The 12,677-nt window shown below is 44.3% G+C and carries 9 protein-coding genes; 4 read left to right on the top strand and 5 right to left on the bottom strand.

Annotation, left to right across the window (positions count from 1 at the left end; all coding sequences use genetic code 11):
• The first annotated feature begins 23 nt into the window (after window positions 1-23).
• Genes HOP08_17160 through HOP08_17170 form a run of 3 tightly spaced genes read left to right on the top strand, consistent with a single transcriptional unit; the run spans window position 24 to window position 2,116 of the window.
• Window positions 24-398, top strand: coding sequence for an STAS domain-containing protein (locus HOP08_17160; protein ID NOT76659.1), 375 nt, complete (start codon window positions 24-26; stop codon window positions 396-398).
• Window positions 399-413: 15 nt separating this feature from the next.
• Window positions 414-1,331 carry a ribonuclease Z gene (locus tag HOP08_17165; GenBank protein NOT76660.1) on the top strand — a complete coding sequence of 306 codons (918 nt, stop codon included), beginning with the start codon at window positions 414-416 and terminating at the stop codon, window positions 1,329-1,331.
• On the top strand, window positions 1,331-2,116 hold the full coding sequence (locus HOP08_17170; GenBank protein ID NOT76661.1) for a queuosine precursor transporter: 786 nt from the start codon (window positions 1,331-1,333) through the stop codon (window positions 2,114-2,116). The genes HOP08_17165 and HOP08_17170 overlap by 1 nt, the downstream gene beginning before the upstream one ends.
• Here the strand turns inward: HOP08_17170 and HOP08_17175 are convergent.
• Complete coding sequence (locus tag HOP08_17175) at window positions 2,111-2,854, bottom strand: RNA methyltransferase (GenBank protein ID NOT76662.1); 744 nt, start codon at window positions 2,852-2,854, stop codon at window positions 2,111-2,113. The two genes, HOP08_17170 and HOP08_17175, sit on opposite strands and share 6 nt — an antisense overlap.
• Between HOP08_17175 and HOP08_17180 the strand changes: the two genes are divergently transcribed.
• A complete protein-coding gene (locus HOP08_17180) occupies window positions 2,826-5,384 on the top strand; it encodes a BamA/TamA family outer membrane protein (protein NOT76663.1) in 2,559 nt (852 codons plus the stop codon). The two genes, HOP08_17175 and HOP08_17180, sit on opposite strands and share 29 nt — an antisense overlap.
• A gap of 36 nt (window positions 5,385-5,420) precedes the next feature.
• Here HOP08_17180 and HOP08_17185 read toward each other — a convergent pair whose 3' ends face one another.
• The 4 genes from HOP08_17185 to HOP08_17200 form a co-directional block, all read right to left on the bottom strand.
• The gene (locus HOP08_17185; GenBank protein ID NOT76664.1) at window positions 5,421-7,508 is read right to left on the bottom strand and encodes a tungsten formylmethanofuran dehydrogenase; all 2,088 of its coding nucleotides are present in this window, start codon (window positions 7,506-7,508) and stop codon (window positions 5,421-5,423) included.
• A gap of 58 nt (window positions 7,509-7,566) precedes the next feature.
• On the bottom strand, window positions 7,567-9,078 hold the full coding sequence (locus HOP08_17190; protein NOT76665.1) for a hypothetical protein: 1,512 nt from the start codon (window positions 9,076-9,078) through the stop codon (window positions 7,567-7,569).
• 193 nt (window positions 9,079-9,271) lie between these two features.
• Window positions 9,272-10,711, bottom strand: a complete 1,440-nt coding sequence (locus HOP08_17195) for a TPM domain-containing protein (protein NOT76666.1) — start codon at window positions 10,709-10,711, stop codon at window positions 9,272-9,274.
• Between the two features lie 44 nt (window positions 10,712-10,755).
• Window positions 10,756-12,570, bottom strand: a complete 1,815-nt coding sequence (locus HOP08_17200; GenBank protein ID NOT76667.1) for a DUF885 domain-containing protein — start codon at window positions 12,568-12,570, stop codon at window positions 10,756-10,758.
• Window positions 12,571-12,677 lie beyond the last annotated feature (107 nt).

A 12,677-nucleotide genomic window follows, 5' to 3' on the forward strand; every position in this document is an offset into this window, starting at 1 on the left:
AAACTACCTGGAAATAAAGAAGGATGAAATACACGATCGATAAGCAAGAAAAATACAGCTTACTAGCACTGCACGAAGAGAAATTGGATTCCAGCGTGGCACCGTCACTGAAGTCTGAATTGATCACCCTTCATGCGGAAGGCATCAGAAATATCATCCTCGATCTATCAGAAATAAAATATACCGATAGCTCCGGCCTCAGCGCCTTGCTGGTTGGAAATCGTATCCTTCAGGAAGATGGTGGCGTATTTATTCTCGCCCGCCTCTCCGAACATACTCTCAAGCTTATCAAGATCTCACAACTGGACAGTGTTTTGAATATTGTTCCTACCATTGAAGAAGCAGTGGATGCAGTTTTTATGCATGAGATTGAAAAAGACATGAAGGACGGAGAGTAAGCTAAGTGCTTAAGCGTGTCTCTTAAACTGACCATTCTCGGTTCCAGCGGCGCACTACCAGCATACGGCAGGTTTACTACCTCTCAATATCTTATCGTTCAGAATCGTCACTTTCTTATCGACTGTGGTGAAGGTGCACAATCGCAGCTGATGCGATACTCGCTTGGCATTCATAAGATCAATCACATCTTTATCAGTCATCTTCATGGAGACCATTATCTCGGACTCACCGGATTACTATTCTCCATGCATCTTCAAAGGCGTGAAAGCGATCTGCATCTTTATGCATTCAGAGGTCTTGACGAAATACTAAGGGCACAGTTCAAACATTCATCTTCCTCATTACATTATAAGATCATCTTTCATCCGCTCAACGAAGGCATTGCTGAGATACTTTACGAAGATGACACCGTGACAATAGAATCAATACCACTGGATCACAGGATAAAGACTTCCGGATTTCTGTTTCGTGAGAAAACGAAGAGCCTGCGTCTCGATAAGACGAAACTCAATGAAGGCATCTTACTTCAACACATCGTTAAATTAAAAGAAGGACACGATGTGCTGGATGATAATGGTAACGTGTTGCTGCGCGCAAGCGATTTCACCTTGCCGGCAAAGACCTCCTACTCGTACGCCTATTGTTCAGACACACAACCATCAGAACGGATAACAGCACAGATCAAAGACGTTGATATCCTTTATCATGAGGCTACCTTTCTGGAAGAAGAAAAACAAAAGGCAAGAGAGACCTTTCACAGCACGGCGGCGGAAGCAGCAACGGTTGCGCTTCAGGCAGGAGCAAAAAAGCTGATCATCGGACATTTCTCCGCCCGCTACAAAGACCTGGACCTGGTGCTGCAAGAGGCCATGCAAATATTTCCCAACACTTCTCTGGGTATCGAAGGAGAAACTTTTGAACTTACAGATTGATGGAACAGGAACTTGATCAGAAGAAGAACAGACTGCTGATCGTATTGAGCGGGATCTTCCTGACCAATGCGCTCATCGCTGAAATGATCGGCGTAAAGATCTTCTCAGGAGAGAATACCCTCGGCCTCGCTCCTGCCAATCTTGATATCCTTGGATTTACCATGGACTTCAATCTTACTGCGGGTGCTGTCATCTGGCCAGTAGTGTTCATCACTTCCGATCTCATCAATGAGTACTTCGGTCAGCCAGGTGTAAAGCGACTCAGCTATCTTACCGCAGGACTCATCGCCTACTCTTTTATCGTCATCTTCCTCACGATGAAGTTGCCTCCCGCAGGATGGTGGCTCGATGCCAACAATGTTGACTCAGCAGGAAACTATTTCAACATGGACTTTGCGTTCAACAAGATCTTCGGTCAGGGACAACGGATCATCATTGGTTCATTGTCGGCATTCCTGATCGGGCAGCTTGCCGATGTTTACATCTTTCACAAGCTGCGACTGATGACAGGATCTAAAAAGTTATGGCTGAGAGCAACCGGTTCTACATTGGTGTCACAGCTGATCGACAGCTTCGTAGTATTGTTCATTGCATTCTACGGAGTATTTACAACCAAGCAGATCATTGCCATCGGTATCACCAACTACATCTACAAATTTGTAGTAGCCATCTTACTGACGCCGGCAGTTTATGCGGGGCATTCGATCATCGACAAGTATCTTGGGAAAGAGCAGGCACACCGCCTTTCAGAAGAGGCGTCTCATCAAAGCAAAAAGTTTCTATAGACTTCGGCGTAGATTGTCGAGAACAATCGCCGTTGCTGTTGAAGCATTCAAAGACTCTGCTTCTCCGAACCTTGGGATGGTAATCCGATTCGTCACAAATTTCTGAACGGGTTCTGATATTCCTTTGGACTCATTGCCAATCACGATCAATCCACCTTTGCCAAATTTCATGGTGTGGATATTCTCTCCTTTCAGGAAAGTACCATAGACTGGCATCGATACGCCTGACAGAAATTCAGGCAAGGCGGTGTAGAATACATTCGTTCTCAGGAAAGAACCCATGGTGGCGCTGATGACTTTCGGATTATAGAAATCGGTCGTCTCCGGTGAAGCAATGATCGCCCTGATACCATACCATTCTGCTGTGCGGATGATGGTTCCAAGGTTTCCGGGATCGCGGATGTCGTCGAGGACGAGCACAAAATCGGTGGACTTGATCGAAGGTTTTACCTGGGCCTTCATCCTGACGACAGCCAGAGCAGAATTATTTGTCTCAACAGAGCCGACGGTAGTAAGTTCTGTTTCTGACACCCGGATGATCTCTTTGACTTTACCTAATATTGTGTCGTCAACAGAACTCAGAAACTCCTGTGTGCCCAGAAGCGTCAATATCTCGAAGTCGGAAGTCAGTGTTTCATTCACCGTCTTAGCACCCTGAATGAGAAAGCATTGCTCCGCTTGGCGGTATTTCTTTACTTGCAGGGACTTAATGAAGCTGATCTTGGATTTCGAAAGCATACGCGGGGCAAAACTGAAAGTTACCAAAATTTCGATTGGGCTGTGTATGGGTCTTGTGATCAGCGGATGTGTTGGCACCAAGTATCTCGAGAAAGATCAGAAGCTCCTTGACAAGCAGTCGATCAAAGTTCCCAAAGGTTTTGACAAGGAAGGACTCAACGACGATTTCTATGTTCAGAAAGCAAACCGCCGGTTCCTGGGGTTGCCGATCAACACCCTTACCTGGATGTATTATCTGGGATTAAGGCGCTTCAATAAAGAGACTTCGTGGTTCATTCAAAGCAAGAATGATTTCGTCCGGAAAAAGGAAAAGAAAGAGAAGAAGTTTGACAGAAAGATCGCGGCAACAGACAACGATCAGAAGAAAATAAATCTTCAGTTCCGCAAGCAGCAAAAGATCGAAGCCCTCAATTTCAAAATCGAAAACGGAAATCTTCCCATGCAATGGGGTGAAAAGGTTTCAGTCTATGATTCCGCCAATGTTACCGCTACCGTCGACAAGATCAACATCTATCTCTTCAACGAAGGCTATTTCCTGGGATCCACAAAACCGGAGATCATCGAAAAGAAACGGAAGGTAAAAGTGAAATATATCGTCACGCCGGGACAGCCATTCCTGTATGACACTATTTTCTATAGAATTGCCGACACAGCGGTAATGCAGCTGGTGAGACGTTATGAGCCGTTGAGCAAGCTAAAGATCGGCGATCGGTACGAACAAAAGAAGATCAGTGAAGAGCGGGACCGTATTGATCTCATGCTTAAAGATCATGGCTATTACGATTTCAGCAAGCAGTACATTGACTTCCAGATCGACACCGCATTCAGAAGGCGAAATGCTATTGCCCTTCAAATGGCCATCTCAGATCCTGTCAATCACGCACATCACAAAGTATTCAGGATAGACTCTGTCAACTTTACCACCGATGCCAGTGTGAAGAACAAATCGGGTGTCAAAAGAACCTCCACATACTATCATGATATCAAATACAATTATTTCCTGGACCAGTATAACAAGAAAATATTAACCAATCGTGTTTTCATTCACCGCGACAGTCTTTATAGTCGTACAAATACTTTTTCAACACAACGTCAGCTTGCCAATCTTGATATCTTCAAGTTTGTCAATATCAATTATGACACCTCTGGAGGAAAATTCATCGCCAATATTTTTACCAGTCCGCTGGATCGCTACTCCTGGACGAATGAAGCGGGTGTGACTGTGACACAGGGATTCCCGGGTCCGTATTATAGTCTCAGCTTTAAGAAGAGAAATATCTTTCATGGTCTTGAAATATTTGAACTGAATGGAAGATTCGGATTTGAAGGTGTTGCTTCTGCAACAGAGATTGGAAACGTTTATAAAAGCACGGAGGCCAACATCAATACTTCCGTAACCTTTCCACAGTTCCTTTTTCCATTGGGGAAAGCTGCTGAAGGTTTTGGTAAGTACAATCCCAAGACGCGACTGCTGGCAGGATATACGTATACTGACCGGCCCGAGTATCAGCGATCCAACGTAACGATATCTGGAACCTATACATGGGAGAGTAAGAACAGGACGCGCCAGTATTCACTGACACTGGTAAATCTGCAGATCATCCAGTCGACAACAGACAGTGCATTCAACGCTACTCTTTTGAATCTGCAGGCCACACAGGGCAATAACCTGATCAACTCATTCAAACCATCGCTGGTCAGCAGTACCATCTTTGCCATGACCTGGAATCCGAATAACTATGGTAATAATGACAGGAGCTCTTACTTTATGCAGGTGAAAGCAGAAAGCGGCGGCACGCTCTTTAACTTCTACACACCTACCTATGCTACCGATCGCGGACTTCAGACTTACAAATACTTGCGACTGGGACTCGATTACAGAAGAAAGAAGATCATTGACCGCAATACTTCCGTTGCCTTCCGCCTGAATACAGGAGTCTCCTACTCTTATGGAGGCAACAATGCCCTTCCATATGAAAAGTATTTCTTCATCGGAGGAAGTAACAGCGTTCGTGCATGGCGTCCACGAAGGTTGGGGATAGGTTCCTTCCCTCCGAACCTCAGCACCGATCCTATAAGCAATGGACTGTTTGACTACCGATATGAGAAGCCGGGAGAAATTCTATTGGAGGGAAGTATCGAATGGCGCAAGCATCTTTTTGGATTCGTCAACGGAGCCATCTTCATTGATGCCGGAAATGTATGGTCATTCCAACAGGCAACAACGCCTGCCACCAGCGAAACAACTGCGAGCTGGTCAAGCCAGGGTAATACAAAATTCTATTTCGATAAGTTCTACAATGAAATTGCTGTCGGCACCGGCTTCGGACTTCGCTTTGATTTTAATTTCCTTGTACTCAGAGTGGATGTAGGGATGAAAGCGTGGGATCCATCCAGACCTGAAGGTGAACGCTTTGTGCTTGACAGGATCAGCTTCTCCCAACCATACGCGGTAAGGAATGCAGATGGATCGTATTCAAATTATAAAGAGCCGGTGATCTGGAATGTGGGGATCGGATATCCGTTCTGATGAAGTCACAGGTTTATGACCTGATAGATCATCAGCTTAAAAGCCAAACAGATCTTCCAGTGCAGATATCAGCTTTGCAGAATTGGGAAGCATCATTTTCTCAAGATCTACATTGAGGGGAACTGCGGGCAGATCAACGGCACCTAACGTGCTGACCGGTGCATCCAGGTATTTAAAACATTCCTTGGAAATTCTTCCCGCCAGTGATTCAGCAAATGAATTCAGCAATGGCTCTTCGGTGAGCACCAGCGCGCGACCATGAGTTTTCACGGAATCAGTGATCATGTTCCAGTCGATAGGATTCAATGTTCGCAGATCAATGATCTCGAGACGGCCTTTAAAACTTTTGGCAGTTTCCTTGCTCCAGTAAACTCCCATTCCATAGGTAATGATCACAGCAGAATCTCCTTCATGGATATGCTTCTCATCCGCCTGTAAAACTTTATTGGCTTTGCCGAGGGGTATCATGTATTCTTCATCAGGCTCCGTCATCTTTGCCTCAGAAGTACCAGGAACTTTGCTCCAGTATAATCCCTTGTGCTCCAGAAGAACAACAGGATTAGGATCATAGAAAGATGCTTTTAATAATCCTTTCATATCCGCTGCACAGGAAGGATAAACAACCTTGATACCTCTGATGGTAAGCAATGTCGATTCAATGCTTCCGGAATGATAGGGGCCACCGCCGCCATATGCACCAATCGGAACCCGTATCAATGACTGAACAGGGAACTTTCCTTTTGAGAGATAACAGCTTTTGGAAAGTTCCTCCACAAGCTGATTGATTCCCGGCCAAATGTAATCGGCGAATTGTATCTCAACGATTGGCTTGCATCCCACGGCAGACATACCGGCAGTAGAACCAACGATATACGCTTCCTGAATCGGAGTATTAAAAACACGTTCATCACCATACTTCTGCGCAAGCGTTGCTGCTTCACGGAATACACCACCCAACCTTCTTCCAACATCCTGACCATAGAACAAAGCTTCAGGATGTTTCTTCAACAGTTCTTCAACAGCATGCAGGGCAGCGTCTACCATCACAACCTTCTCACCTTTCTTCGGAGTGCGCTGTCCCTTCTCTTCAAGGATAGTCGTTTCCGCAAATTCATGTGAGTTGAAATCATTCACATCAGGATCCGGCGATGCAACGGCGCGCTCATAATCCTGTTTTACTTTATCTGCAGCACGCTGACGTATTTCTTCAAGGTCATCCTTTCCATAACCAGCTTCCAGCATTTGTTTCTCCAGGATGATGATCGGATCACTTTTACCATGAAGCTCAAGATCTTCACGATACCATTCCTTTCTTACACCGGAAGTATGATGTCCCAACAGTGGGCACTTTGCATGTACGAGAATCGGAGATCTGTTTTCACGGACGAAGGCAATGGCTTTCTCCATTCCAAGATAGCTGTCGCTAAAATCAGAACCATCCACGCGCATTCGTTCAATACCTTTAAACCCGGCAGCATATTCATACGCGTCGGTAGTTCTCATCTCAGCACCGGTAGCAGAAATTCCCCAACCGTTATCCTGAATGAGATAGATGATGGGAAGTTTTTTAAGAGCCGCCATTTGAAAAGCTTCTGCCACTTCACCTTCGGTAACAGAGCCATCACCAAGAGAACAAATAACAACGGGCTTATTCTTACCCTTTAATAAATTCTGTGATTCAAGATAGGCCAGTCCATGCGCCATACCCGTTGCCGGGATTGCCTGCATGCCAGTGGCCGAACTCTGATGGGGAATAACCGGAAAGCCTTCACGCCTTAATGACGGATGACCATAATACGAACGACCTCCCGAAAAGGGATCATCGCGCTTGGCCATCAATTGAAGCATCAACTCATAGGGCTCAAGTCCCATCGCGAGCAGCATCGATTCATCACGATAATAGAGCGAAGCAAAATCAAACGCTTTCAGCTGAAGACCTGCCGCCAGCTGAATGGCTTCATGACCCCGGGAAGTGCTGTGAACATACTTGCTGCAGATCTCCCGGTTTTCTTCATACGTCTCCCCCATGCGTTTGGCCGTACACATAAGCTCATACGCGCGTACAAGCGTTTTTTTATCAACAGGATTTTTAGGAGTCTTTACCGTTGTGGATGAAGATGGCATCTATCGTTTGAAAGCGGCTTCAAATATAGAAATTTTAATCCCCTGATGAGGAAGCTAATTACTCGATTTTAATGGTAACGGCCCTGGAATCGACAGTGGTTCTGCTCTTAAAGGTGATGACACCAGAGTGATAAAGATTGTCCTGAATCTTTGACAGCGTCTCCAGGTTGAGACTGTAGTTAGCAAGCTGAGGGTCTTTGGTCAACGGATACTTGGTGGCTTTACCCTGATCATCAATCTCCTGAACCGTCATCATAGCGTCCTTGCCGGAGAAAACTTCCAGCTCAACATAGTTAAGCGCACGCTTCATGTTTTCAGGTCGGTCATTATAGACGATAAGTACCTTGTTCTTGTAGGGAAAAACATAATGACTCAGGAAACTACCCATGATGCCCATCTGCTTTTTTCTTACCACGTGCGTCCATTTGGACTTTCCATCTTCTGTAAAGCTCACGACGTATGTGTAGTAATTGGAATATCCATAGATTACTCCATTCTTGGTCATTACGAGACTGGCTTCAAAGGTTGCCACAAGATCATTGTTCTCAAGTGAAACAAGGTTTACGACGCCCCAGTGAGAATCATCAAACCCGCCGATGTTGGCGAATCGGTTAAAGTCTTTATCGATCATGGACGATCCAAGAAGTTCCATGGTACCCGACGAAACATTGAAGCGATTGACGAAGTAGACAAAGTTCTTTTTCTGCTTATTGATTCCAACGACATAAGGCTTCACGCCTCCCAGCAATTCAAGGTTGGCACCATAATTATCACCAACATCCAGTCCCAGCTCTGAAATTGTGAAAGACTTTGTTTTATACAAATAGCTCATTAAGATCGGACGCTTGTCGCCTTTCAATGTCCTCTCTGCGAGGATGTAGCAGTTACCGGAGTTATCAACCTGGAAAGATTGTATTGAAAGTTCTTTATCAAGATTACCGGGTTCAAAGACTTTTTGCCAGACCTCCCCGAAAGAGGCATCCAGCAACCTGCATTCAAACTTCTGCTTCTCCTTGGCCTTTGTATTGAATAGTCTGAAGACAAGAAATGACTGCTCATCTTTGGATTTCTCAAGACCCAGTCCGCTTCCGGATTGCTTAAGTCCTGAAAAAGAACTCACGAGTATGGGTGTTCCCATTAATTGCATGTCACCATTCACTTCATTGACATAGAGAGAGAATTGATCCTGATCCGGAAAATCAATGGTGTATAGAATAAAAAGCTTTGTTGTGTTCCTGACGAATCCCACCATCTGAACCGTTTCTTTATCGCCTGTGGAGACAAATTCAGCGGACAGTTTTTTCATTCCTGAGGGATTGACATAATCATTGAAGCTCATGAACCAGAAAGCTCCGCCATTCAGTCCATAACCTGTATAAGCCTTACGCTCGCGGGTGTCAAAGAATACCGTTGAAGAAACGGAGGTATTCTTCCGTATGAAAGAGAATCTCTTGATGTCCAATTGCTCACGCAGCTGTTTTTGGTCGATGACAGGACCTTTTACAATCGTTATCTTTTGAGAATAACCAACAACCGATATCAGAACGAGGAAAAAGAGAAGTATTCTCATGAAGAATATTTTATTTATTGTAATAATGCCACTTACCGTCGAATTCAATATCAACTCTTCTTTCCTGTTATAGAATATTCTGATAGAGTTCCTATTTAAGTAGCCAAACTCATCAAATACTTTGAGTTTTTCAATAAAAGCATCTGCAATTATTTTCTCTCATTGGGTTTAATTTTAGATTGGATAATTCCAACTACCATGAACTGCTGGCTCCACCTCCACCTGAACTACCTCCACCCCAGCTTCCCCCGCTGGAGGAAGAGGATGAAGAGCTGCTGGAAGAACTATCCGACGAACTGCTACGGGTGAGTCGTGCAATAGAAAAGGTAGACCTTACTCTATGATTGCAATAATTACAAAGATGAATTTCCTCGCCCTGACCTGATGATGAATAGCTTGGAGACTTTATGGTGCGGCTTCCGGAAAGATAATACGCAAGGGTCTTGCATTTGGGACATGCCGTATACTTTGATCTTCTGTTCGGATAGATATTCATCTGAATATTCTGACATGAACCACATTGCCAGACATCATAGTCGGCAGATTTGAGCGTCTCCTCCATTTGTTGTGCCTTTGACAGAAACTCATCTTCATTTAATTCCGATAGTTTCTTCATAGCGCCCTGGCACTTGGTACACGTGCGGGGATGGTTACGGTATGATCGCTTCCGGGCGATATGATAAAAGAAGTATAGAAAGAATGGAAGGGGAAACAGTAATCCCATGAAAAACCAATAGATCTGTCCCTTCCTGAGAAACTCCACGATCTCATAGTACTTCTCCTTCTCCTGAAGTCGTTTGATCACATTCTTTACCCGCGCCAACCGGTGAAACAGGGTAAGCATGAAATAGAGATAGAGAGAAAGAAAACACAAGCCTGCCGCATCTTCATTGTTCCTGAAATTGAACAAGAGAATAATAAGGGCAGGAAGAAATAAGAACTCAAGAAGCCACACCCATCGCTTCAATCTCATTTCGAAATACAATGTTTCGCCTGGATATTTCGAATTATAAAAATGACCATTGGCAGCTTTGATCCAGTAAGCGATACCGACAATCGGTGCCACAAACATTAAGATGAAGGCAATAAAAGTTTCCCAGCCGCTTACTTCTACAGGGGGTGCTGTGAGCTCTTCAGCATAGGAAGGATTGGTAAGTATTTTATCAACCTCCTGAATACCTGCCAGGACGCCACCGTTATAATTACCATTTTTAAATTCGGGGACCATGGAATTCATTTCGATGTGCTTGCAGGTGACATCTGGCAAGACTCCTTCCAATCCATAGCCGGTATGAAATCTTACAGTACGCTGATCTTTCACCAAAAGCAACAAGAGTCCATTATCATTGCCTGCCTGTCCGATCTTCCATGCATCAAAGAGTTTTTGTGCAAAGTCTGTCACATCCGAACTTCCAATTGAATTAAGAATTACTACCGCCACCTGCACGGTTGTTCTCTTCTCCAATGAACTTAAAATTGTGTCGATCCCCGCTATTGTAGACTGATCCAGTATTCCATCCGGATTTGAGACATAACTATTGTTGATGAGCTTCTGATTAGGAATGTTCTCTATTGTGGATTGGGAATAAAGAGTTCCGGAAATGAAAAGAAGAATGATCAGGGAAAGTCTCATACGATGAAATGAAAATTAAAACTTGAATGTCAATATTGCTTTCACTAACCCTTCACTTTCAAAATCCATCTGTTGATTTTCTCCTCCAGCAACACCAATGGTAGACTTCCGGAGTTCAGCACCTGATTGTGGAATTCTTTGATAGAGAATTTATCACCGAGTTCTTTTTCTGCCCTTGTTCTTAGCTCACGGATCTTGATCTGCCCGACTTTATAACACAATGCAGCACCAGGCGTTGCCATATATCGCTCCACTTCAACAATGATCTTGTCTTCTGACTCCGCCTCATTCTCCAATGAATATTGAATGGCCTGCTCGCGGGTCCATCCCATGGTATGAATGCCTGTCTCCAGCACAAGGCGAATTGCCCGATGTATTTCCATGCTGAGCATTCCAAAATGCTGATAGGGATCTTCATAGATTCCAAGTTCCGTGCCCAGTGACTCAGCATACAATGCCCATCCTTCCACAAACACGGAGATACTTTCAGGATGTAAAAATTCAGGAAGCTCTTCATTCTCCTGCTGCAGGGTCAGCTGGTAATAATGTCCGGGAATCGCTTCATGCAGGAACAATGCCTCGTCGGTAAATTTATTATAGCTCTTCACATCCGGAATGGGAACATAGAAAACACCGGGACGGGAACCATCCTTGTTTCCGGGAAGAAACTCGGCACTGGCAGAACCTTCACGGAATGATTCAGTCCTTCGAACTTCAAAACCACCTTTAGGTTTGAGATCAAATACATCTCCAAGCTTTACCTTGATTCGTTCATGAATTGCATTAAAGCCTGCGATCACTTCCTCAGGCTTCTTAAAAGGCATTTGCTTTTTGTCCTTTCTGACATGTTCGAAGAACGCTTTCAGATCACCCTTGAAGCCAATGGATTCTTTTATCTTTTCCATTTCACCCCGGATGCGTGCTACTTCGTTTTTTCCCAATGCATGAATTTGTTCAGCAGTCATGTTTGTAGTCGTGTGATACCGGATCAGATACTGGAATGTCTCTGCTCCTCCCGGCAATGCGCTTAATCCCGCTGTTTCTCTGCCTGCTGGCAAATAGGTATTGATGAGAAAATCCTGCAACTCTTTATACTTTGGAATCAGTTTATTGCTGACCATCGCTGTATAAGCCGTCGTCAACCGTTCTTTATCAGCAGTGGAGAAATCAGCAGGCATCATCGTTATGGGAGCATAAAAAAGATGTTTCGGAACCGGCGTGTTAATGAATCCATCCAGTTGAGGAATCATTTTTTTGATCAGCACTTTTGGCAATACCACTCCTGTTGCAATTCCTTTATTCATCTTCACCATGCAGGTGTCTAGAAAAGGAAAGTAAGCATCGATTCTCTTCAGCCAGTTGTCATAATCCTCAACTGTCTTGAAAGGTTGTAGACTTGTGCCACCTGCGAGTTGTGAAAAGTACAGGTGAAGCGATTGTATTTGTAATAAGGGGAATAATTCAAATGTGGGCATGTCGTACATCGGTGAGGCGATCGTCACAATCTTATTATTCAGGCCTTCGATCTTGATCCTGCAATCCCACTCCATCACACCCATGCTTAACCACTGTGATGGGGAAACTTTAGCAGAATCATATTTTGCCAGTTCCTCCAGGAACATATTATAGTTGGTGAGCAGATCTTTCTTGTAGGGATCAGAGATATAATTGGCCAGCTGAGAATTGTATTCAGAGAAACCTGCTTTCGTCGCTTCGAGAGGATTGATGCGCTTCTTAAATGCGTAGTAGTCTTTGAAGAGGCTGTCGATGGGTATTACTTCCGTGACGGGTTCGGATGATTTATTAGAAGTACAGGCAAACAAAGCAGCCGAAGCTAATAACAGGAGAATGTATTTCATGGATCAGGATTATGGGTTCGGGAAGATAAATTAAAGAATTAAGGAATGAAAGAGTGAAAGAATACCCATAATTAAAAATGAAGAGTAATGGCAATTGATTAATTTTC

It is taken from the genome of Cyclobacteriaceae bacterium (genome assembly GCA_013141055.1).
Classification (GTDB): domain Bacteria; phylum Bacteroidota; class Bacteroidia; order Cytophagales; family Cyclobacteriaceae; genus ELB16-189.

Bases quoted from the DNA above. Each gene is read 5' to 3' on its own strand.
- HOP08_17185 (NOT76664.1), bottom strand. From the start codon at position 7,508: ATGCCATCTTCATCCACAACGGTAAAGACTCCTAAAAATCCTGTTGAT.
- HOP08_17175 (NOT76662.1), bottom strand. From the start codon at position 2,854: ATGCTTTCGAAATCCAAGATCAGCTTCATTAAGTCCCTGCAAGTAAAG.
- HOP08_17170 (NOT76661.1), top strand. From the start codon at position 1,331: ATGGAACAGGAACTTGATCAGAAGAAGAACAGACTGCTGATCGTATTG.
- HOP08_17195 (NOT76666.1), bottom strand. From the start codon at position 10,711: ATGAGACTTTCCCTGATCATTCTTCTTTTCATTTCCGGAACTCTTTAT.
- HOP08_17200 (NOT76667.1), bottom strand. From the start codon at position 12,570: ATGAAATACATTCTCCTGTTATTAGCTTCGGCTGCTTTGTTTGCCTGT.
- HOP08_17190 (NOT76665.1), bottom strand. From the start codon at position 9,078: ATGAGAATACTTCTCTTTTTCCTCGTTCTGATATCGGTTGTTGGTTAT.
- HOP08_17180 (NOT76663.1), top strand. From the start codon at position 2,826: ATGAAGCTGATCTTGGATTTCGAAAGCATACGCGGGGCAAAACTGAAA.
- HOP08_17160 (NOT76659.1), top strand. From the start codon at position 24: ATGAAATACACGATCGATAAGCAAGAAAAATACAGCTTACTAGCACTG.